Genomic DNA, 21,076 nt, shown 5'->3' with positions numbered 1-21,076 from the left:
GCTCACCCCCACGGTGCCCCAGGTCTCGTGCCCGTCGCTCGACTCGATGAGCACCCGCACCCGGGCGCCCGTTCCCCCGCCCGAGGCGAGCACCCGCACCTTGAAGTCCACCAGGCGCACGTCGCGAATGGCGGGATAAAACTTCTCCAGCGCCTTTCGCAGGGCCGCGTCCAGGGCGTTGACCGGCCCGTTGCCCACCGCGGCCGTGTGCTCCACCACCCCGCCCGCCCGCACCATGATGGTGGCCTCGGCGCCGGGGTCCTCGCCCTCGCTGCGCTTCTCGTCGATGACCCGAAAGCCCAGCAACTCGAAGAACTTGTGGTGGAGCCCGAGGCTCTTCTTGAGCAGGATCTCGAAGCTCCCTTCCGCGCCCTCGTAGAGGAACCCCTCCGCTTCCAGGCGTTTGACCCGCTCCAGGAGCTCGCCGGCGACCTGCGCCTTGCCCTCCCCCTCTAGGTCGAACCCCATCTCCTGGGCCTTGCTGAGCACGTTTGCCCGGCCCGAGAGGTCGGAGATGAGCACCCGCTGGGCGTTGCCCACCAGGCTCGGGTCGATGTGCTCGTAGGTGAGGGGGTTGCGGCGCACCGCCGAGACGTGCACCCCCCCCTTGTGGGCGAACGCGCTGTCGCCCACGAAGGGCTGGTGGGTGTCGTGGTGGAGGTTGGCGAGCTCGTCCACGAACCGGGCCACCTCCCGCAGCCGCTTGAGCCGGTCGGCCCCGATGCAGGAGCGGCCCATCTTGAGGACCAGGTTGGGGAGGATCGACACGAGGTTCGCGTTGCCGCACCGTTCGCCAAAGCCGTTGACGGTCCCCTGCACGTGGTGGGCGCCGGCTTCCACCGCCACCAGGGTGTTGGCCACCGCCAGCTCGCCGTCGTTGTGGCAGTGGATGCCGAGCACCCCCGGCACCGCCTCGCGCACCTCCGCCACGATGCGGCGGACCTCGGTGGGGAGGCTCCCCCCGTTGGTGTCGCACAGCACCACCACGTCGGCCCCCCCGCGAAGCGCCGCCCGCACGGTGCGAAGCGCGTACTCGGGGTTCGCCTTGTACCCGTCGAAGAAGTGCTCGGCGTCGTAGACCACCTCGGACACGTGGCCCTTGAGGTAGGCCACGCTCTTCTCGATGAGCTCCTCGTTCTTGTCCAGCGTGATGCGCAGGGCTTCTTCCACGTGGAGGTCCCAGGACTTGCCGAAGATGGTCACGACGGGGGTCTCGGCTTCGAGAAGCGCCTGGATGCTCGCGTCGTCCTCCGGGGAGACGTCCGCCCGGCAGGTGCTCCCGAAGGCGCACAGCTTCGCCTGCTCGAGCTTGAGCCCTCGGGCCTCTCGGAAGAACTGGATGTCGCGGGGGTTCGACCCCGGCCACCCCCCCTCCACATACTGGATCCCCAGGCTGTCGAGCTTTTGCGCGATGCGCAGCTTGTCCTCGACGGTAAAGGAGATGTCCTCCGCCTGGGTGCCGTCGCGAAGCGTGGTGTCGTAGATGCGGATCAAGGTTGGTCCGTTGTCAGTGGTCAGTTGCGGGTTGCACGTTGCGTGCTGAAAAGACCTCCCCGTCACGCTTCACTTTTCACTTTTCACGCTTCACGTCTCACGCGAAAGTCCGAACGCGTCGTGGAGGACGCGCACGGCGAGCTCGGTGTACTTTTCCTCGATGACGCACGAGACCTTGATCTCCGAGGTGGAGATCATGAGGACGTTGATGCCCTCCCGGGCGAGCACGTCGAACATCTGGGCCGCCACGCCCGCGTGGCTTCGCATCCCCACGCCCACGATGGAGACCTTGGCGATGCCGGTGTCGGAGACGACCTCGGCGGCCCCCAGCTCCCGGGCCAGGGGCTCGATCACCACCAGCGCCCGCTTGAGATCGGCCTTGGGCACGGTGAAGGTCATGGAGGCCCGGTCCCCCTCCCCCACGTCCTGCACGATCATGTCCACCACGATGCTCTTCTCCGCCAGCGCCCCGAAGATCTTGGCGGCGATCCCGGGGCGGTCGGGCACTCCCCGCACGCTCACCTTGGCCTCGTTGCGGTCGTAGGCCACTCCCGCCACCACTACCTGCTCCATCGTCTGATCCTCCTCCACGACCCAGGTGCCCTCGTTGTCGTTGAACGAGGAGCGCACGTGCACGGGAACCTTGTGCTTCTTGGCGAACTCCACCGACCGGATCTGGAGGACCTTGGCCCCCACGCTCGCCAGCTCGAGCATCTCGTCGTAGGAGATGCGGAGGAGCTTGCGCGCCCGGTCGTAAACGTTGGGATCGGTGGTGTAGACCCCGTCCACGTCTGTGTAGATCTCGCAGGCGTCGGCCTGGAGGGCCGCGGCCACGGCCACGGCGCTGGTATCGGAGCCCCCGCGCCCCAGGGTGGTGATGTCGCCCGCGGGGTTGATGCCCTGGAAGCCTGCCACGATCACGACCTTGCCTTCTCCCAGGGCCTTGCGCAGCAGCGCCGTGTCCACGTCGGAGATGCGGGCCTTGGTATGGGCCGCGTCGGTGCGGATCTGGACCTGCTGCCCCGTCAGGGACACGGCCGGTACACCCTGGGAGAGGAGCGTCATGGCCAGGAGCGCGATCGTCACCTGCTCCCCCGTGGCGAGCAGCACGTCCATCTCCCGCTCGTCCGGGAGCTCGGTCACCTGCTGGGCGAGGCGGATCAGCCCATCGGTGGCCCCCGACATGGCCGAGAGCACCACCACCACGTCGTGGCCCTCGGCCTTGTAGCGGGCCACCCGGCGGGCCACGTTGCGGATGCGGTCCACGTCCTTGACGGAGGTGCCGCCGTACTTCTGCACGATCAGGGCCATGGTTCTTACGACCCCTTCGCGGGACGGCGCCCCGCCTTGTGGATGGAGAGCCCCATGGTGTCTTCTCCGGCTTCGAGGATGACCTCGCTCACCGTGGGGTGCACGTGGATCGTGGTGACGATGTCCCCCGGGGAGGCCTCCATGCGCATGGCCAGGGCCACCTCTGCGATGATGTCGGAGGCGTGGGCCCCCACGATGGATGCGCCCAGCACCCGCCCGGTCTCGGCGTGGGACAGGAGCTTGATGAACCCCTCGGGCTCGCCCATGCACAGGGCCTTGCCGCTGGCCGCAAACGAGAAGCGGCCGACCTTGTAGGGGACCTTCTGCTCCTTGAGCTCCGACTCCTTGGCCCCCACGGCGGCCACCTCGGGCCCGGTGAAGATGGCGTAGGGCACCACCGCGTAGTCCATCCAGTACTTCTTCCCCAGGGCGTTGTGCACCGCCACCAGGGTTTCGCTCGTAGCCACGTGGGCCAGGAGGAACTGCCCCACCACGTCGCCCACGGCCCACACGCCGGGCACCGAGGTCTCCATCTCGTCGTTCACCTGGACCCTGCCGGCGGGGTCCAGGGAGATTCCGGCTTCCTCCAGTCCGATGCCCTGGCTGTTGAAGGTCCGGCCCACGGCCACCACCGCGCAGTCGCAGGCGAGCTCGTCGCCGCCCTCCAGGGTCACCACCGCCCCGCCCTTCCGGGCCGCACCTCCCGCCACCCGGACGCCGGTGCGGAGCTCCACGCCCCGGGACTCCAGGCTCTTGTGCACCACTCGGGATACGTCCTTGTCCTCGGTGGCCAGGATGCGATCCAGGGCCTCCACCACGGTGACCTTGGTCCCGAACGCCGCGAAGATATGGGCCACCTCGCACCCGATCACCCCGCCCCCCACGATGACCATGCGCCGGGGGAGCGCGGGGAGGTCCCAGACCTGGTCGCTGGTCACGATCCGGGTGCCGTCCACCGGAAGCGTCGGGATCCCGGCGGGGCGCGACCCGGTGGCCACGATCACGTTTCGCCCCTTCACGACGGTCTTGGACCCGTCGGGGGCCGTCACCTGGATCGTGTCGGGGGCCGCCAGCACGCCGCGGCCCTTGACCACGTGGACGCCGTAGCCCTTGAACAGCCCCTCGATGCCCCCCACGAGCTGGCGCACCACCCCGTCTTTTCGGGCGACGCACGCCGCCAGGTCGAACTCCTGGAGCGTCGCCCGGATGCCGAACTCTGCCCCCCGGGCCAGCGCCTGCATGTGCCGGGCGCTCTCGAAGAAGGCCTTGGAGGGGATGCATCCCCGGTTGAGGCAGGTGCCCCCCAGTTCCCCCTCCTCGATCACGCACACGCTCGCCCCGAGCTGTCCGCCCCGGATGGCCCCCACGTACCCGCCGGGGCCGCCCCCCAGGATCGCCACGTCGTAGGTCATGCGCTCTCCTCTCTCTCTCCCGAGTCTTGCCCAATGGAATGCAGCACCGTTTCCAGTGCCCTCGCCAGCGCCTCGCCGGTCGTCCCGCCCGCCTCCACGTCCAACACCCGCTCTCCGGACACCCCCCACCGGAACCGCACGAGCACGCGCTCTTCGGACAGCTCGCCGAGCAAAATATCCGGCCATTCTATCACGCAGGCGTCCCGGCCGTGTAGGGCCTCCTCCAGGCCCAGGTGCTCCAGCTCCGCTGCGCCGCCCAGGCGGTAGAGGTCCAGGTGGTGGAGCCGGAGTCTCCGGCCCTGGTACACGTTGTGAAGGGCAAAGGTGGGGCTGGTGACGTACCGCCACCGGGGCACCCCCAGCCCCCGGGCGATGCCCTTGGTCAGCACGGTCTTCCCCGCCCCCAGGGGCCCCTGGAGCGCCACCACCAGCCCCGGCCGGGCCGCCGCCCCGATGGCCTCGCCCACGGCCAGGGTGTCCTCGGGGGAGCGGCTGGGGATCTCGCGCCTCATGCCTGCGCCATGGCCCGAATGACGTCGCGCTTGCCGATCACGCCCACGAGCGCCCCGTCCGGCCCCAGGACCGGCAGGGTGTGGACGCCGTGCTCTCCCATGATGGAGGCGATCTCCCCCACCGTGGCGTCCTCGCCCACCGTGACGGGCTTTCGGCTCATGATCTCGCCCACGGTGGTCGCGGCCATCCGCTGCATCTCCTCCTCGAGCTTCTTGGAGCTGCTCAGCACCACCACGGCGTCGAAGATCGCGACCGCCGTGGGGATGTGAAGGCGCTGGTTCTGGTGGATGAGGTCGGTCTCGGTCACCACACCCACCAGACCCCCTTCGGCGTCCACCACCGGAAACCCGCTCACGCCCCGGGCGTCGAACGCCCGGGCCAGCTCCTGGAGGGGGAGCTCCTCCCGGACGGTGTGGACGTCGCGCGTCATGATCTCTCGAGCGGTCTTCATGGGTTCTCCTCGGGATGGGCCGTCGGGTGGCTGGGCGGTCGGGCGGATCGGCGCGGCCTGCCACATCGGTCGGACGAGCCAGCCCGGTCGGACAGGTCGGACAGGTCGGACCGGTCCGACCGAAGAGCCTCTCGCCGGGAGCCGAGCCGAGCCAGGGCTCGGGGCAGCGCCGCAAGGAGGTCGGAAGCGACCAGACCCTCCTCCCCCACCTCGTTGGCGGCGAGGTCCCCCGCCAGGCCGTGGGCATAGGCCGCCAGGCGGCAGGCGGCGGCGGCCTCGAGCCCCCGGGCCAGGAAGGCCCCCACCACTCCCGCGAGCACGTCGCCGGTACCGGCCGTTGCCATGCCGGGGTTTCCGACCGGAATCAGGTGCGCCGGCTCGCCCGGAGCGCCCACGAGGGTAGCGGCACCCTTGAGGATCACGGGGCAGCCGTACCGGGAGCACAGGCGGTGCAGCGCCCCGACACGGTCCGCCTGCACATCGGCGGTGGAAACCCCCAGGAGCCGGCCCGCCTCCCCGGGGTGGGGCGTAAGGACCATGGGGCGCCGGCGGCCGGCCCAGAGGCCGGGCGACCCGGCCAGGAGGTTCAGGGCGTCGGCATCGAGTACCACGGGCGCGCCCTCCTCCGCCAGGAGCCGGGACAGGAAGCCGCCGGCCCCCGCAGCGGTACCCATGCCCGGACCGACCACGAGGGCCCCAGCCCGCCCGAGCACCAGGGACGCCTGCGCCCAGAGTCCCGCATCCCAGCCGTCCCCCTCCCGGGCCGACCCCAGGGCCTCGGTCATCACCTCCAGGGGCAGCCGCGCCCCGTGCAGCGCGGCCGCCGGAGCCGCAAGGGTTGCCAGCCCGGCACCGGCCCGCAGCGCGCCCCAGGCGGCCAGGCCGGGCGCCCCGGCCTTTCCGGCGGTTCCGCCGAGCACCACCACGTGCCCCAGGGTGCCCTTGTGGGCGTCTGGCGCCCGCACCAGCCCCCCCCCGAAGTCGTCCTCCTCCAGGCACCAGAGGCCCGGGGAGGTGCGTCCGAGGGCGGCCGGCGGGATGCCGATCTCCGCCACCTCCAGGCGGCCCCGCAGGGCGGCCCCGGGGTAGAGGTAGTGGCCCCGCTTGGGCCACCCGAAGGTCACCGTCAGATCGGCGCGAACCGCGGCTCCGAGGATTCGCCCCGAATCGGAGCAGACCCCCGACGGGATGTCGACGCTCACCACGGGACACGCGCCGGCCCCCAGCCAGGAGATGGCCTCGGCGGGCAGGCCCCGGACCTCGGCCGCGAGTCCCGTGCCCAGGATCGCGTCCACCGCGAGCGCCGCCCCCGAGACGCGAGCCTCCGCTTCCCGGCGGTTCCTTCCGGATACCTCCAGGAGGCGCCCCCCCGAGCCCCGGTAGGCAGTCAGGTGCACCGCGGCGTCGCCCGACACACCCTCGCCGCTCCCCAGCAGGATGGCCGAGACCCGGCACCCCAGATGGTGCAGGCAGCGCGCCACCACGAAGCCGTCCCCGCCGTTGTTGCCCTTCCCGCACAGCACCGCCACCGGCCCGGCCAATGCCTCGTCCCGGTAGGCCGCCCACAGATGGTGGAGCACGGCCCTTCCGGCGGTCTCCATGAGCACGGGGCCCGGCAGCCCCACCGCCTCGATGGTATGGGCATCGAGAGCCCGCATCTGCGCGGCGGTCAGAAGCGCGATCACGGCGCGGACTCCAGGAGGACCACGGCCCCGGCCACCCCGGCGTCGTGGGTGAGGCTCAGGTGCACCGCCCCCACCCCCCGGGCGTCGGCCAGCTGCGCCGCCCGCCCCCGCAGCACCAGGCGCGGAGCCGTTCCCGGTTCACCCACCACCTCCAGGTCGAGCCACCCCACGCCGCTCCCCCAGCCGGTGCCCAGGGCCTTCATCCCGGCCTCCTTGGCCGCAAAGCGCGCGGCGAGCGACGGCGCGGGGTCCCCCCGGCCAAGACAGGCCCGGGCCTCGGCATCGGTGAAGACCCGGCGCAGGAAGCGCTCGCCGCGCCGCTCCTGGAGTGCCCGGATCCGCTCCACGGCCACCAGGTCGAGGCCCACTCCCAGAATCACCGCCACGCGACCTCCCGCTCCAGGATCTCCTTCATCTCCCGCACCGCCCGCTCGAGGCCCACGAAGAGGGCCCGGCCCACCAGGGCGTGGCCGATGTTCAGCTCTTCCACCTCCGGGATCCGGGCCACCGCGCCCACGTTTCGCACGTTGAGCCCGTGGCCCGCGTGCACCGCGAGCCCGAGCTCGCGGCCCACCGCGGCGGCCCTGCGAAGACGGGCCAGCTCCCCCTCGGCCCCTTCCCCTCCCCACGCCTCGCAGAAAGCGCCGGTGTGGAGCTCCACCGCCTGGGCTCCGGCCCGGTGGCAAGCCTGCACCAGGGCGGGGTCGGGGTCCACGAAGAGGCTCACCCGGAGGCCGCCCTCACGCAGGCGCGAGACGGCGCCCCGCACCTCCTCGAAGCGCCCGGCCACGTCGAGCCCCCCTTCGGTGGTGATCTCTTCCCGGCGCTCCGGCACCAGGGTCACGGCGTGGGGGCGGCGCTCCAGGGCGATCCCCACCATCTCTCCGGTCACCGCCATCTCGAGATTGACCGGCACCGAGGCCGCGCCCAGCACCCGCACCACGTCGCCGTCCTGGATGTGGCGCCGGTCCTCCCGCAGGTGGAGCGTGATCTGGTCGGCCCCCCCGAGCTCCGCCGCGACGACGGCCCACACGGGATCGGGCTCCCGGATGCGCCGCGCCTGCCGCACCGTGGCCACGTGGTCGATGTTCACGCCCAGCCGAATCATGGGAACCTCCGTGGATCGTGAGACGTGAAGCGCGAAACGCCGTCACGCCCCGATCTCTCCCCGCACCGCCTCGCAGATGGCGTCGGCCCAGTAGCGGATGCGGTCGGCGTCGTCGCCTTCGATCATGACCCGCAGCTTGGGCTCGGTGCCCGAGTAGCGCACGAGCACCCGCCCGGCGTCCCGGAGCTCGGCTTGGGCAGCCGCCAGGGCTGCGGCGGCAGCGGGAATCGCCCCCACCGAGATGCGCTCCCGGACCCGGACGTTCTTCAGGACCTGGGGAACCGCCGTCATGACCCCGGAGAGCTCCGAGAGGGGCTTTCCAGACTCCACCATCACCGCCAGGAGCTGGAGCGCCGCCAGCACCCCGTCCCCCGTCGTGCCGTGGTCGAGGAAGACCAGGTGGCCCGACTGCTCGCCCCCGAAGGTGTGCCCGCCGGCCCGCATGGCCTCCACCACGTACCGGTCCCCCACCTGGGTGCGCTCCAGCCGGATGCCGGCCTCGGCCAGGGACCGCTCCAGCCCCAGATTGCTCATGACCGTGGCCACCACGGTGGCATGGGCTAGGCGTCCCTTGCGCTGGAGCTCCCGGGCGCAGACGGCCATGATGTGGTCCCCGTCCACCTCCTCGCCCTTCTCGTCCACTACGATGACCCGGTCCGCGTCGCCGTCCAGGGCGATCCCCAGGTGGGCACCCACCTCCCGCACCTTCTGGGCCATGAACTCGGGGTACAGGCTCCCGCACCCCTCGTTGATGTTGGTGCCGTTGGGGCTCACCCCCAGGGGAATCACCTCGGCCCCGAGCTCCTCGAAGACCGAGGGAGCCACCCGGTAGGCGGCCCCGTTGGCGCAGTCCACCACCATCCGAACCCCCTCCAGGGTGAGGTGGGACGGGAAGGTGGACTTGAGGAAGACCACGTAGCGCCCCACCGCGTCCTCCACCCGAAAGGCCTTGCCCACCTCCGTGGCCGTGGGCCGCACGTGCTCGATGGCGCCGCTGAAGACGTGGGCCTCGATGGCTTCCTCGAGCTCGTCGGGGAGCTTGAAGCCGTCGCGGTTGAAGAACTTGATGCCGTTGTCCTGGAAGGGGTTGTGGGACGCCGAGATGACCACCCCCGCGTCGGCCCGCATGCTCGCCGTGATGAAGGCGATGCCCGGGGTGGGCAGGGGTCCCACCAGGAGGATGTCCATTCCCATGGAGCAGATGCCCGACGCCAGGGCGTTTTCGAGCATGTAGCCCGAGAGCCGCGTGTCCTTGCCGATGACGATCCGGTGGCGGCCGCGGCTGCGCTGCCGGAAGAGGTGGGCGGCGGCCCGCCCCACCTTGACCATCATCTCGGTCGTCATGGGGTCCACGTTGGCGACGCCCCGGATCCCGTCGGTGCCGAAGAGCCTGCGGCTCGGTTCCATGGTCATGGCTTCTTCTCCTGCTCGGCTCCCGCTTCCGGGCGCGCGCTCGATTCCGGGGGCGGCAGGACAGGGACCACCTGCACCCCGTTGGGCTCCACCGCGAGCACCCGGATGCCCGAGGGCCCGCCCGCCACAACCCGCACCAGGCCCGGCGGCGGCACCTCTCCAAAGGGTTCGACGGCGACCGTCAAATCCCGGGCCGTGAGCCGCGCGATGGCCCGGAGCGTGCCCTCCACCCGCACGTCCACGGCGGGGGGCACGGCCCGCATCCCACCCACCGGGACGGTCACGGGCACCTGGACAAACTCGCGCTCTCCCCGCATCTCGGCGATGTTGGCCTCCACCCGGATCGTGCGGCGCGTAACTGCCCGCAGGGAGGGGTCTGGAAAGGCCAGCTCCACCGGCCGGGTCACGCCCCCGTCGAGCCCGGTCACGTCCACGAGCTCGGTGGGAACCTCCCGGAGCTGCCGCACCACACGCTCCGCCCCCTCCACCTCCACCTCCGGCGGGTCGGCCCGAATCCCCGTCACCTCGAAGCCCTCCGCGGGCGTGCCCCGGATGCGAGGCCGCACCGGCACCATCTTGCGGGTCTTGACGTCGGCCTCCAGGGTGATGACCGAAGGGGAGATGTAGGTGACCTCCACGCCCCGGGGCAGGTTCAGGCGCGAGGGGAGGATCTCGAAGCCGCTGATGCCGGGCTGGATGCCGTCCAGATCCAGCCGCACGACGAGCTGGTTGGGATTGATCGCGGCGAGCAGGCTGCGGGGTCCGTTGAGGCGCACCCGAATGGCCTCGGGTACCCGGCTGACGATGATCATCTCGGAGGGCACCCGCGTGAGCTCCAGGGGCAGCGAGAGGCTCACCTCGCTTCGGTTCTCCCCCACCACGAACATCCAAAGGAGCACCGCGAAGGCCAGGGAGAGGATCTTGAGTCCCCAGTTCTCCAGCACCGCGCCGCGAAGGAGCGTCCAGGTCACGCCCTGGCCTCCTTCGCCCCGGCCCGCGGCCGCCTGCGCGGCGAGGTCTTTCGGCTCCTGCCCGCCCCCGAGCCCGGGGGAAAGAGCTTGAGCAGCACGCGCCGCAGGGTGGCCCCGTCCAGGTGCCGGGTCAGCCGGCCGTTCAAGGCCACCGAGATGCCCCCGGTCTCCTCGCTCACGACCACCACCACCGCGTCGGTCTCTTCGGTGATGCCCAGGGCCGCCCGGTGCCGCGTACCGAGCTCCTTGTCCACGTCGAGCCGGGTGGTGAGGGGCAGGAAGCACCCGGCCCACAGGACCCGGTCGCTCCGGACGATCACCGCCCCGTCGTGAATCGGCGAGTAGGGGATGAAGACGGCCAGCAGGAGCTCCTTGGAGAGGGCGGCGTCCAGGCGCACCCCGTCTTCCACGTAGTCGCGCAGGTCGGTCTCGCGCTGGAGCACGATCAAGGCGCCGATCTTCTTGTTGGCGAGGCTCACGGCGGCCTTCATGAGCTCCTCCACCACCTGTCCGCCGTCGGCCGAGCCCTCCTTGGCCGACAGAAAGGGATTGACCCCCACATGCACCAGGGCCCGGCGGATCTCGTTCTGGAAAAGCACGACCACGACGAGGATGATCGAGGAGAGGAACGCGCTCAGGATCCAGTTGAGGGTGAAGAACTCGAAGACCTGGCTCGCCACGAAGGCCGCCACCACCACCGCCATCCCCACCAGCATCTGCAGCGCCCGGGTCCCCTTGATGAGGACAAAGATCCGGTAGATGACGAGCGCCACCAGCAGGATGTCGACCACGTCCTGCCAGCGCAGGCCGGCGGGCAGATCGCTCACCGGCTCACCCCTCCGCCCGGAGCACGGCCCAGGCCAGATCCACCGCCCGGCGGGTGGAGGCCACGTCGTGCACCCGGACGATGTGCGCCCCGTGGCTCACCGCGAGGACGGCCGCCGCCAGCGACCCCTCGAGGCGGTCCTTGGGCCGGTCGATCCCCAGCACCTTCCCGATGAAGGACTTGCGGCTCGCCCCCACCAGCACGGGGCACCCCAGCGCCCGAAACTCGGCAAGCCTCCGGAGAAGCGTGAGGTTGCCGGCGGCGTCCTTTCCGAAGCCGATGCCCGGGTCCACGATGACCCTCTCCCGGGCGATCCCCGCCGCCACGGCCCGCTCCACCCTCTCCCGCAGCCCCCGGAAGACCTCTCCCACCAGGTCGCCGTACTGCGTCTGCGCCTGCATGGTGCGCGGCGTGCCCCGCATGTGCATCACGACCAGGTTGCACCCGGTCTCGGCCACGGCGGTGGCCATCCCGGGGTCCCCCTCGAGACCGCTCACGTCGTTGACGATGGAGGCGCCCGCCGAGGCCGCGGCCCGCGCCACCGCGGCCTTGAGGGTATCCACCGAGATCGGCACCGGCACCCGCGGCGCCAGGTGCTCGATGACGGGCAGGACGCGCCGGAGCTCCTCTTCGGCGGAGATCCCCTCCGACCCGGGCCGGGTGGACTCCCCCCCCACATCCACGATGTCGGCCCCCTCCGCCACCATGGCCAGTGCCCGGTCCAGGGCCGCCCCGGGGGTCAGATAGTCTCCCCCGTCGGAGAAGGAGTCGGGGGTCACGTTGAGGGCCGCCATCACGTGGGGACGGGCCCAGAGCCGCAGCACGCCGCCACGCCAGGCGAGCTCGTGCTCCCGGGCGGCCCCCGCGAGCACGGCCTCGATCTCCGCCGCAAGCGACCGGAGCCCGAAGGGCTGGGGCCGAAGCTTTCGCACCAGGGCCCGGTGCTGCTTGCGGGTGCCCAGGATGACCACGTCGCTCCTCTCCTGGGAGCAGTTGATCACCCACCGGCCCACGGCCGCGTCGCCGCCCACCGAGAGCATCTCCTGCTTGAGGATGTTGGCTGCGGCAGACTTCAGCCCCGTGGCCTTCAGCGCCAGGAAGCCGGCCTTGTCGCGCATCTTGGCCACGCCCGCCGGGTCGGCGCCCACCCGGGCGAGCTCGGCTTGGGCTCGGGCGGGGTCCGCCAGGTCGAGGGGGCGCACGTCGTAGGGCACGATCTGCGCCTCAGAACTTGAGCTCGGCCTGGCGGCCGGATGGCGGAGCCTCCTGGGCCGGAGCCCCCCCGGCTCCCCCTTCGGGAGCGGGCGGGTGCTTCCCGGCAAGCACGATGGCCTCGATCTCCTCGGCCACCAGCACCTCCCTCACCAGCAGGGTCTCCGCGAGCTTCTCCACGCGGTCCCGGGTCCCCAGCAGGATCTGTTTGGCCCGCTCCAGGTTGTCGCTCACGATCCCCTTGATCTCCTCGTCGATGGACTGGGCGGTCTGCTCGCTGTAGTTCCGGTGGCTCGCGATCTCCTTGCCCAGGAAGATCTGCTCCTCCTCCTTGCCGAAGGTCATGGGGCCGAGCCGCTCGCTCATGCCCCACTTGCACACCATGCGCCGCGCGATCTCGGTGGCCTTCTCGATATCGTCGCCTGCCCCGGTGGTGAAGTGTCCGAGGAAGATCTCCTCCGCCGCCCGGCCCCCCAGGAAGACCGCGATGCGGTCGAGCAGGTAATCCTTGCTGTAGGTGTGCCGCTCGTCGATGGGGAGCTGCTGGGTCACGCCCAGGGCCCGACCCCGGGGAATGATGGAGACCTTGTAGATGGGGTCGGCGTGGGGGAGCATCTTGGCCACCACCGTGTGGCCGGCCTCGTGGTACGCGGTGAGGCGCTTCTCCTCGTCCGAGAGCACCATGCTGCGCCGCTCCGCCCCCATGAGCACCTTGTCCTTGGCCTTCTCGAAGTCCTCCATCGACACCGCGGTCTTTTCGGACCGGGCGGCCGCCAGCGCCGCCTCGTTGACCAGGTTCTCCAGGTCCGCCCCGCTGAAGCCCGGGGTACCCCGGGCGAGCACCGTGAGGTCCACGTCCCCGGCGGTGGGAACCTCGGCCGTGTGGACCTTGAGAATGCCCTCCCGGCCCTTCACGTCGGGCCGGGGGATGATCACCTGCCGGTCGAACCGGCCCGGGCGCAACAGGGCCGGGTCGAGCACGTCGGGGCGATTGGTCGCGGCGATCAGGATCACGCCGTCGCTGGACTCGAAGCCGTCCATCTCGACCAGGAGCTGGTTCAGGGTCTGCTCCCGCTCGTCGTGGCCGCCGCCCAGGCCCGCGCCCCGGTGGCGACCCACCGCGTCGATCTCGTCGATGAAGATGAGGCAGGGGGCGTTCTTCTTGCCCTGGGTGAAGAGGTCCCGCACCCGGCTCGCCCCCACCCCCACAAACATCTCGACGAAGTCGGATCCCGAGATGGAGAAGAAGGGCACCCCGGCCTCCCCGGCGATGGCCTTGGCCAGGAGCGTCTTGCCCGTACCCGGGGGCCCCATCAGCAGGACGCCCTTGGGCAGGCGCCCGCCGAGCTTGGTGAACTTCTTCGGGTTCTTGAGGAACTCGACGATCTCCCCCACCTCCTCCTTGGACTCGTCGATGCCCGCCACGTCGGCAAAGGAGACCTTCTGCTGATCCTGGGTGAGGAGGCGGGCCCGGCTCTTCCCGAAACTCATGGCCTTGCCGCCCCCGGCCTGCATCTGCCGCATGAAGAAGATCCACACCCCGATGAGGAGCAGCATGGGGAACCAGGAGATGAGGATCGTCATGTACCAGGGCGACTCGCGCTCGGGCTTGGCGACGATGGAGACCCCGGCCTGCCGTAGCGTCCGCACCAGGTCCGGGTCATCCGGGCTGAAGGTCTTGAAGGCGGTCTGGTCGGCGTACTTGCCGAAGACCTCCTTGCCCTGGAGGGTGACCTCCACCACCCGGCCCTGCTCCACCGCCTCGAGGAAGTCGGTGTAGGGCACCTGCTGGCGCACGGGCTCGTTTCCGGGAAAGAGCTGCAGCACCAGGAGGAAGATCATCAGGATCAGGAGCCACAGGGCCAGGTTGCGAAAGAACGGCTTCATGGGCCGGGAGGCGACCGCCATGGGGGGGTACTCCTCGGAAAGGATGCGCGATCCGGGACGGGAGAAGGGCTCGGAACAGCTTTAAGTATCACATCGGTTCGCCGGGCAACAACGGTTTTCCCGGAGAATCCGGGAGCGCCGGGCGTTCTGCGACGCGGGGGCGCCGGGAAGCCAGACCCACCCGCCGCCCCCGTCCTCTCCGCCCCAGGCCCACCCCGGGGCGAGCAGCCCCAGCACACCCTGCGCGTCGCCCACCACCAGGGCCCCGGCCCGCCGCCAGCGGGGCAGGCGGGCGTCCATCAAGAGATCCTTGACCTTGCTCCCCGCCTCCGGCCCGAGCTCCAGGCGGTCGCCGGGGCGCCGGGTCCTCGCCCAGAGCCCGCCCCCTCCCCGGTCGCCGGGCACCGCCACGGCGGGCACGCCCGGCGGCCTCCGCCGGGTCCAGCTCGGCGAGTCTGCCGCCGGGCACAGCCCCACCCCGGCCTCCGGCGCGTCCAGGCCCAGCTCCCGGGGCGCCGGGCCGTACGCCCCCGGCCGGAGAAACCAGAGCTCGCCGTAGCTCGACGCCACGGCACCCGGCCCGGGCAGGGGCGCGCGGCGGTGAGCCCGTCCGGGCGCCAGGAGCGCCTCCACGCTCTCCAGGTGCCGGGCTTCCAGAACCTCGGGGTCGCAGCCCACGGCCTCCCACGCGGCCAGGTACACGCGCCGGCGCACGGCGGGATGCACTCCGGCCAGGGCGCCGCGGGGGAAGCGCAGTCCCTCGGGCTCGCACACGGCGGCCGCGCCCAACGCCTCCCGCGCGAGCTGCGACAGACACGCGTCGTCTTCGCGGCTCGAGCGGGCGAGCCGCAGCACGGCCGCGTCCGCCCCCGGGTGCACCGCCCGAAGGGCGGGCAGCGCCGCGCGGCGCAGCCGGTTTCGAGCGAATCGGTCGGTCTGGTTGGACGGGTCTTCCCGATGGGCCCAGCCCTGCCGCCGCGCCAGGTCCTCCAGACCGGCCCGGCGCACTCCCAGCAGCGGCCTCAGGTAGGGGGGAGCCCACTCCTGCATCCCCGCGAGCCCCCGGGGCCCCGCTCCGCGCAGGAGGCGAAAGAGGACGGTCTCCACCTGATCGTCCGCGTGGTGTCCCAGGGCCACCGCCCCCAGCCCCCGGCTCGCCAGGGTCTCCTCCAGGAACCGCCGGCGCAGCCGCCGGCCCTCCGCCTGGAGCCCCCGCCCCCGGCCGAACGCGCCCGGCTCGAGACGCAGGTGGTGAAAGGCAAGCCCCAGGTCGTCCGCGAGCCTCCGGCAGAAACCGGCATCCCTTGCCGACCCTTCCCTCAGCCCGTGGTCCACGTGGGCGACCTCCAGCCGCGTTCCCGAGCCGGCGAGGCGCTGTGCCAGGAGGTGGAGGAGGCACACCGAGTCCAGCCCCCCCGAACACGCCACCAGAATCCCCCGGGCTGCGGGCCCCGCGGCCGCCCGCCCGAGGGCCTGCGCCACGGCCTCCGGGATTGACAGGTGCGCCTCCTTCGATCTATTCTTTTGCACTTTCCGCCATCCAGCGGCCCCGGAGGGCCGTCAGCGCAGGAGGCCACACCATGCTGTGCCAGACCGTGAAGAAAGACAAAGACTGCTTTTTCTGGGCCACCCAGGGGTGCTCCTATCCAGGGGGCGAGTGCCGCCACGTCGCGGAAAAGTGCGAGGGCTGCGGCCACGTGGAGGAGTGGCCGAAGGGGCAGTACTGCACCTCGTACCCTGCCCCCGAGAAGCAGTGGGGCGTGGGGCTGTGCAACATGGCCACCCACATCAAGATCGAAGAAGAGAAGGTCCAGAAGATGATGAACCCCCTCAAGGCGAGCAAGCGCGCCGCGGGCAAGAAGCGCTAGACCTCCTCCCGGCCTTCCGAAGAGGCCCGCTCCCCCTGGGGGCGGGCCTCTTTCGTGTTGCGGCCCCCGCCCACGATCCCCGCGCTCATGATGAGCTTGAACGCGTCGTCCACCGGGATCTCCAGGGACACGGCTTCCTTCTCGGGCACCAGGAGGTAGAAGCCCGACGTGGGGTTCGGGGTCGTGGGAAGGAAGACGTTCAGCACCCGCTCCCGGGTCTTGTCCTGGACCTCGCCCCGGCTCACACCGGTGACGAACCCCAGACTGTAGATCCCCTTGCGGGGGTACTCGACCAGCACCACCCGCCGGAACCGGTCCCCGTCGGGCGACAGCATCTGCTCCAGGAGCTGCTTGATCGCCACGTAGAGCGTTCGGACTACGGGGATGCGGTGGAGCACGTTTTCGTAGGCCTTGACCACCGAGCGCCCAAGGAGGTTGGCGCTCAGGAAGCCCACGACCTGGATCAGGAGCAGCGTCACGATGAGGCCCAGCCCCGGGACGCGGAAGGGCAAGTACGTTTCGGGATGGAAGAGGGGAGGAAGTACGGCCAGCACCCGATCCATGGCCCGCACGATGGCCGAGACGACGTAGTAGGTGAGCCCCAGGGGCACGATGACGAGGAGCCCCGTGAGGAAGTGCTTTCGCGTCTCGACGCGCACGTGCTTGCGAAATCTCTCGAAGAGTCCCACGCCGCCTCACTCCCTCTCGGACGCCGGCGCAGCCGCCGGCCCCCGGTGCCCATACCGGGCACCGGCCAGCCAGAGCCCCCGCACCTCTCCCCCCGCAACCGCACGCTCCCAGGGGTCCCGTCCGGACCCCAGGTCCACGGCCAGGATATCAGCCCGCCCCCCGGGCACGAGAGCCCCCCGGTCACGGAGGCCCAGCACCTGCGCAGCGCCCCGGGTCGCCGCGGTCAGGGCCTGGGCCGGGCTCCACCCGTAGTCCTCCACCGCGGCCACCACGTCGTTTCGCAGGTCCAGATCCCCCGCCGAGAGCCGGCTGTCGGTGCCCAGCCCCACCGGCGCCCCCGCCGCCAGCAGGGCCCGGCCGGGGGCCCGCGCCGCACCGAACCGCCGGTTGCTCCGGGGACACAGGATCACCCCGGCGCCGGAGGCGGCCACGGTCGCGACGTGGGACGGGTCCAAGTGTACGGCGTGGACCAGGACGGTGCCAGGCCCCAGGAGGCCGAGCCCGTCCAGCCACTCGATGGGGTGCGCGCCCGGGGCGTGGGGCGGGTCGGCCAGCAGCGGGGGGTAGAGGGTGCAGACCAGATCTCCTCCCTCCCCGAGGCAAAAGGACACCTCGTCCGCGGTCTCCGCCACGTGGGTGACGATCCTCCCCCCGCGGGCGGCGGCTTCCCGGGCGCACAGAAGGTAGGCTTGGGCGCAGGCGGTATAGGGGGAGTGGGGGGAAAGCCCCCCCAGGCGGGCGCGGCCCCGGGGCGACACGGCCAGCGCCCTCTCCACCGCCGCCGCTGCGCGGGCCGGGCGGGGGGCGATGACCTCGGGGAAGACGAGCACTTCGGGGCCGTCTTCCGGATACACCGCCCCGGGTGCCGAGAGGACGTCGGCCACGGTGCCCTGGCCGCCCTCGGCGCACGCGCGCAGTCCCTCCCGAAAACCCTTCTCCCAATCCTCGGGCGGCGCCGCCCGCTTGCGGCGGATGATCTCCAGGAGCCAGAGGGCAAACGAGCTGGCAGGGGGGACCTCCCCCAGCGCCGCGAGCTCCAGGTGGCAGTGCCCGTTGACCAGGGCGGGCAGGAGCGCGCACCCGTCCAGGTCTACCCGCAGGGCCCGGGGCCAAGCGGCCGACAGGTCCCGAGCCCTGCCCGCCGCGACCACGCGCCCGCCGGACACGAGAAGGGCCCCGCCCTCCACGGGGGGGCCCTCCATCGGGATGAGCCAGGGGGCCGTGAGCAGCAGCGGGACGCTCAGGCAGCCCTCCGGTGCGCGATCCGGTTGGCGGCGTCCACGTATACGAGGCTTGGCTGCCAGTTGTGGGCGACCGCGTCGGGCACGGTGCCAAAGCACGCGATGATGACGATGTCGCCCAGGGAGACCTTGTGGGCCGCCGCCCCGTTGAGGCAGATCTCCCCGCCCCCGGGAGCCCCGGGGATGGCGTAGGTCTCGAACCGCTCCCCGTTGTTCACGTTGTAGATGCGCACCTCCTCGTAGGGAAGGATGTCGGCCGCGTCCATGAGGTCGCGGTCGATGGTGATGCTCCCCTCGTAGTGGAGGTCGGCCCCGGTTACGGTGGCGCGGTGGATCTTGCCCTTGAGCATGCATCGGTTCATGGTCTCGGCTCCCTCTTCGGCGCCCGGGGCGCCACCAGTACGCGATTGTCGATGAGGCGGGTGGTCCCCGCGAAGGCGGCCAGGGCCAGGAGCGCCCGGGGAGCGGCGCTCTCCATCGGCTCGAGGGTCTCGGGGTGGCGCACCTCGGCGTAGTCGACCCGAAGCCCCGCCCCCTCGAGCACGGCCCGGGCCGATGCCTCCAGCGCCGAGGGCCGCTGTTCTCCGGTGTCAACCAGCTCCTGGGCCCGGGCCAGCGCCCGGAAGAGGCCCAGCGCGCTGCGGCGCTCCTCGGCCGAGAGGTAGGCGTTGCGGCTCGACATCGCCAGCCCGTCGGGTTCCCGCACCGTGGGAACCCCTTCGACGGCCACGGGCAGGTCCAGGTCCGCGGCCATGCGCCGGACGACCTGGAGCTGCTGGTAATCCTTCTCCCCGAACACCGCCACGTCGGGCTCGACCGCGCAGAAGAGCTTGGCCACCACCGTCGCCACCCCGCGAAAGTGCCCGGGCCGCCGGGCTCCGCACAGGGGCTCGCAGAGGCGCTCCACCGCCACGAAGGTCTGGAACCCCGCCGGGTACAGCTCGCCCGCCGACGGGGCAAAGACCACGTCCACCCCCTCGGCCCCCAGGAGCTCGCAGTCGCGCTCCAGCGCCCGGGGGTACCGGTCGAAGTCCTCCCCGGGGCCGAACTGGGTGGGGTTGACGAAGATGGAGACCACGACGAAGTCCGCCAGCTCCCGAGCGCGCCGCACCAGCACCAGGTGCCCCTCGTGGAGGCATCCCATGGTGGGCACCAGGGCCACCCGCCTCCCCTCGGCCCTGGCCGCCCGCGACGCCCCCCGCACCGCACGCACCGTGTCCACCCTATCCAATGCCGCCTCCCCAAAACGAAGATCGCGCCCGCCGGCAGGCCGGGGGCGCGAGATCGCTGCGCGGGCGCCGTCGGGCGGCCCCGCGGGGAGTGGCGTCCGCACCTGGGCGGACCACCCCTCCTCGATCCATTCCCCGTCCCGGTCCGGCCCAGCCGGATCCAAGCGGTGCCCAGAAGGTGCCACATCGAAGCTCCGGACGTCAAGCGGCCGCTTCGCGCCTCCCGTCCATTGCCTCATGGTCTGCACATTTGGAGCGCGCGAGGAGGTGCGCACCCATCATGAAGCGCCCTTAGACTGAACTGCTCTGCTGCAGCAGAAGGGCAGCCGGGAGCTGGGCCATCCGCTCGTCCAGCGCGAGGGTGAACAGGTCCGCACGGCGGTAGTCGTCGGCGATGAGGCGGTCCAGGAGGCCGCAGCCCCCTTCGGCCTCGAGGGCGGCCAGGACGGAGGCGCCGTTGAGAGGCGAGACGATCCCGCTGTTGAGCACGTCCGTGAGGGCCGTCCGCGCCTCCCCCCTGGACACGCCGTAGTGGTGCTGCACGGCCACGTACGCTTCGCCCACGACCTGGTTCGAGGCGAACACCTCTGCCCCGCCCTGCACCAGCGCGGTCAGGGCGGCGACGCACTGACGGAAACCCTCCTCGGGATCCCCGGTCAGAAGGCGGACGAGGATGGAGGTGTCAATCCCGAAGCGCCGAGTCATGGTCCTGGCCGCGGAAGGCTTCGAGGTGGAACGTTCCCGCGCCGCGCCGGAGCTTGCCTCGCAGCGGCGCCAGCCTGGACGGGTCCACCTGCTGTGGCCGAAGCAGGAAACCCTCCGCGCTCTCCAAGAGTTCCAGCCGGTCCCCGGGCTTCACCCCAAGGGCCTCCAGAACCTGGGCCGGAAACGTGACCTGCCGTTTGGCGGTGACAGCCCGGTCGTCCGGCAGACCTGGGGCATCGCGAGGATCGGTCGCGCCTTGAGCGCCTCGTGGACCCGAAGGGCCGAGCCCGCCCGGCGTCCGCTCGACTCCACGTTCGCCCGATCCGTCGAGGAAGGGGTGGATCGTCTCGAACTGGACGTGCGCGAGACCGGCCCTCACCAAGACGGGCAGCCCATCGCCTTCCCCATGAAGAAAGCGCTCGAGCGCCGCCATGCAGTCCGGCACCACCGTGTGCGGCGGGGGGACGAAGACGGCGTTTCCGGGTCGGGTGCCACCGATCCAGTTCTGGGATCGACGGAACTCCCCGGGATCCTTCGCGCTGCCGCGACCCCGCGAGAGCAGCACGCCGTGGACCTCGCGGATCAGCCGATTGGAGAGAGGAAAGCCTTCCCGCAGGCGGTCCAGCCCGTGCTCCAGCGCCGCGACGCAGTTCGACACCTCGACCACGTCGTCCAGGGGAACACCCGGGGCCTCGTCCAGCTCGAAGAGCAGAAGGTCCGACAGCGACGACTGCGTGCCTTGGCCCTCCCGGTGGCCTTGGCGCGCCATCAAGAGTTCGACGTGTGTCGTCAAGCAGTCAGGGGCGTACCCTGTGACCGGACGGAGTCCCCTAGGACCGGATGGGCTCACGTCTTGGGGAGGAGAGAGAGGAGCTCTTCGGCCGTGACGATGGAGCACACGAACCGGCCTGCCAGGCTCAGCAGGTCTCGGTGGCCGGTGACGAGGTAGTCCGCTCTTCCCGCCGCTGCCAGCTCGAGGAACGGCCGGTCAAACGGGTCTCGGCAATCCGGGGTCTTCGGTGGGGACTGCGGGACGCGAACCGTGGTGCAGTGCGGAAGG

At 71.3% G+C, this 21,076-nt stretch carries 21 protein-coding genes and 1 pseudogene; 1 reads left to right on the top strand and 21 read right to left on the bottom strand.

Going from position 1 to position 21,076, the window contains the following annotated elements; genetic code table 11:
* The 14 genes from cimA to tilS form a co-directional block, all read right to left on the bottom strand.
* Nucleotides 1-1,494: citramalate synthase (gene cimA, locus AB1578_12755; GenBank protein ID MEW6488767.1), on the bottom strand; the 1,494-nt coding region annotated here is incomplete at its 3' end.
* A gap of 90 nt (nt 1,495-1,584) precedes the next feature.
* Nucleotides 1,585-2,805, bottom strand: coding sequence for an aspartate kinase (locus tag AB1578_12750; GenBank protein ID MEW6488766.1), 1,221 nt, complete (start codon nt 2,803-2,805; stop codon nt 1,585-1,587).
* Between the two features lie 5 nt (nt 2,806-2,810).
* A complete protein-coding gene (gene lpdA / locus AB1578_12745) occupies nt 2,811-4,217 on the bottom strand; it encodes a dihydrolipoyl dehydrogenase (protein MEW6488765.1) in 1,407 nt (468 codons plus the stop codon).
* A complete protein-coding gene (gene tsaE, locus AB1578_12740) occupies nt 4,214-4,729 on the bottom strand; it encodes a tRNA (adenosine(37)-N6)-threonylcarbamoyltransferase complex ATPase subunit type 1 TsaE (protein ID MEW6488764.1) in 516 nt (171 codons plus the stop codon). Before tsaE ends, lpdA begins: the two co-directional genes overlap by 4 nt.
* On the bottom strand, nt 4,726-5,181 hold the full coding sequence (locus AB1578_12735; GenBank protein MEW6488763.1) for a CBS domain-containing protein: 456 nt from the start codon (nt 5,179-5,181) through the stop codon (nt 4,726-4,728). The genes tsaE and AB1578_12735 overlap by 4 nt, the downstream gene beginning before the upstream one ends.
* Nucleotides 5,178-6,866 (bottom strand): NAD(P)H-hydrate dehydratase, encoded by a 1,689-nt coding sequence (locus tag AB1578_12730; protein ID MEW6488762.1) that lies wholly within the window; start codon nt 6,864-6,866, stop codon nt 5,178-5,180. The genes AB1578_12735 and AB1578_12730 overlap by 4 nt, the downstream gene beginning before the upstream one ends.
* The gene (locus AB1578_12725) at nt 6,863-7,246 is read right to left on the bottom strand and encodes a holo-ACP synthase (GenBank protein MEW6488761.1); all 384 of its coding nucleotides are present in this window, start codon (nt 7,244-7,246) and stop codon (nt 6,863-6,865) included. Before AB1578_12725 ends, AB1578_12730 begins: the two co-directional genes overlap by 4 nt.
* The gene (locus AB1578_12720) at nt 7,243-7,974 is read right to left on the bottom strand and encodes a pyridoxine 5'-phosphate synthase (GenBank protein MEW6488760.1); all 732 of its coding nucleotides are present in this window, start codon (nt 7,972-7,974) and stop codon (nt 7,243-7,245) included. The genes AB1578_12725 and AB1578_12720 overlap by 4 nt, the downstream gene beginning before the upstream one ends.
* A gap of 42 nt (nt 7,975-8,016) precedes the next feature.
* A complete protein-coding gene (glmM, locus tag AB1578_12715; GenBank protein MEW6488759.1) occupies nt 8,017-9,387 on the bottom strand; it encodes a phosphoglucosamine mutase in 1,371 nt (456 codons plus the stop codon).
* Nucleotides 9,384-10,358 (bottom strand): CdaR family protein, encoded by a 975-nt coding sequence (locus AB1578_12710; protein MEW6488758.1) that lies wholly within the window; start codon nt 10,356-10,358, stop codon nt 9,384-9,386. Before AB1578_12710 ends, glmM begins: the two co-directional genes overlap by 4 nt.
* Nucleotides 10,355-11,185 (bottom strand): diadenylate cyclase CdaA, encoded by an 831-nt coding sequence (gene cdaA, locus AB1578_12705; GenBank protein ID MEW6488757.1) that lies wholly within the window; start codon nt 11,183-11,185, stop codon nt 10,355-10,357. The genes AB1578_12710 and cdaA overlap by 4 nt, the downstream gene beginning before the upstream one ends.
* Before the next feature lie 4 nt (nt 11,186-11,189).
* Nucleotides 11,190-12,398: a dihydropteroate synthase gene (gene folP / locus AB1578_12700; GenBank protein MEW6488756.1), complete on the bottom strand. Its 1,209-nt coding sequence runs from the start codon at nt 12,396-12,398 to the stop codon at nt 11,190-11,192.
* A gap of 10 nt (nt 12,399-12,408) precedes the next feature.
* Nucleotides 12,409-14,283 carry an ATP-dependent zinc metalloprotease FtsH gene (gene ftsH, locus AB1578_12695; GenBank protein MEW6488755.1) on the bottom strand — a complete coding sequence of 625 codons (1,875 nt, stop codon included), beginning with the start codon at nt 14,281-14,283 and terminating at the stop codon, nt 12,409-12,411.
* A gap of 81 nt (nt 14,284-14,364) precedes the next feature.
* Nucleotides 14,365-15,765, bottom strand: coding sequence for a tRNA lysidine(34) synthetase TilS (gene tilS, locus AB1578_12690; protein ID MEW6488754.1), 1,401 nt, complete (start codon nt 15,763-15,765; stop codon nt 14,365-14,367).
* Nucleotides 15,766-15,863: 98 nt separating this feature from the next.
* On the opposite strand from tilS, the gene AB1578_12685 reads away from it, so the two are divergent.
* Complete coding sequence (locus AB1578_12685) at nt 15,864-16,151, top strand: PxxKW family cysteine-rich protein (protein ID MEW6488753.1); 288 nt, start codon at nt 15,864-15,866, stop codon at nt 16,149-16,151.
* Here the strand turns inward: AB1578_12685 and AB1578_12680 are convergent.
* The 7 genes and pseudogenes from AB1578_12680 to AB1578_12650 form a co-directional block, all read right to left on the bottom strand.
* Nucleotides 16,148-16,840 (bottom strand): DUF502 domain-containing protein, encoded by a 693-nt coding sequence (locus AB1578_12680; protein MEW6488752.1) that lies wholly within the window; start codon nt 16,838-16,840, stop codon nt 16,148-16,150. The genes AB1578_12685 and AB1578_12680 overlap by 4 nt on opposite strands.
* Before the next feature lie 6 nt (nt 16,841-16,846).
* Nucleotides 16,847-18,028 carry an amidohydrolase family protein gene (locus AB1578_12675; protein ID MEW6488751.1) on the bottom strand — a complete coding sequence of 394 codons (1,182 nt, stop codon included), beginning with the start codon at nt 18,026-18,028 and terminating at the stop codon, nt 16,847-16,849.
* 53 nt (nt 18,029-18,081) lie between these two features.
* The gene (panD, locus tag AB1578_12670) at nt 18,082-18,444 is read right to left on the bottom strand and encodes an aspartate 1-decarboxylase (GenBank protein MEW6488750.1); all 363 of its coding nucleotides are present in this window, start codon (nt 18,442-18,444) and stop codon (nt 18,082-18,084) included.
* Nucleotides 18,441-19,313 (bottom strand): pantoate--beta-alanine ligase, encoded by an 873-nt coding sequence (gene panC / locus AB1578_12665; protein ID MEW6488749.1) that lies wholly within the window; start codon nt 19,311-19,313, stop codon nt 18,441-18,443. The genes panD and panC overlap by 4 nt, the downstream gene beginning before the upstream one ends.
* Before the next feature lie 289 nt (nt 19,314-19,602).
* On the bottom strand, nt 19,603-20,016 hold the full coding sequence (locus tag AB1578_12660; protein ID MEW6488748.1) for a PIN domain-containing protein: 414 nt from the start codon (nt 20,014-20,016) through the stop codon (nt 19,603-19,605).
* Between the two features lie 316 nt (nt 20,017-20,332).
* A pseudogene (locus AB1578_12655) lies at nt 20,333-20,758 on the bottom strand (Fic family protein).
* A gap of 104 nt (nt 20,759-20,862) precedes the next feature.
* Nucleotides 20,863-21,076 (bottom strand): putative toxin-antitoxin system toxin component, PIN family (locus AB1578_12650; GenBank protein ID MEW6488747.1); only part of this gene is annotated, 214 nt, incomplete at its 5' end.

It is taken from the genome of Thermodesulfobacteriota bacterium, assembly GCA_040756475.1.
In the GTDB taxonomy this organism is placed as follows: domain Bacteria; phylum Desulfobacterota; class Deferrisomatia; order Deferrisomatales; family JACRMM01; genus JBFLZB01.
This window is presented reverse-complemented; position numbering and strand designations above follow the sequence as displayed.

Bases quoted from the DNA above. Each gene is read 5' to 3' on its own strand.
- AB1578_12660 (MEW6488748.1), bottom strand. From the start codon at position 20,016: ATGACTCGGCGCTTCGGGATTGACACCTCCATCCTCGTCCGCCTTCTG.
- panD (MEW6488750.1), bottom strand. From the start codon at position 18,444: ATGAACCGATGCATGCTCAAGGGCAAGATCCACCGCGCCACCGTAACC.
- lpdA (MEW6488765.1), bottom strand. From the start codon at position 4,217: ATGACCTACGACGTGGCGATCCTGGGGGGCGGCCCCGGCGGGTACGTG.
- AB1578_12735 (MEW6488763.1), bottom strand. From the start codon at position 5,181: ATGAAGACCGCTCGAGAGATCATGACGCGCGACGTCCACACCGTCCGG.
- AB1578_12720 (MEW6488760.1), bottom strand. From the start codon at position 7,974: ATGATTCGGCTGGGCGTGAACATCGACCACGTGGCCACGGTGCGGCAG.
- glmM (MEW6488759.1), bottom strand. From the start codon at position 9,387: ATGACCATGGAACCGAGCCGCAGGCTCTTCGGCACCGACGGGATCCGG.
- tsaE (MEW6488764.1), bottom strand. From the start codon at position 4,729: ATGAGGCGCGAGATCCCCAGCCGCTCCCCCGAGGACACCCTGGCCGTG.
- AB1578_12685 (MEW6488753.1), top strand. From the start codon at position 15,864: ATGCTGTGCCAGACCGTGAAGAAAGACAAAGACTGCTTTTTCTGGGCC.
- AB1578_12750 (MEW6488766.1), bottom strand. From the start codon at position 2,805: ATGGCCCTGATCGTGCAGAAGTACGGCGGCACCTCCGTCAAGGACGTG.
- ftsH (MEW6488755.1), bottom strand. From the start codon at position 14,283: ATGAAGCCGTTCTTTCGCAACCTGGCCCTGTGGCTCCTGATCCTGATG.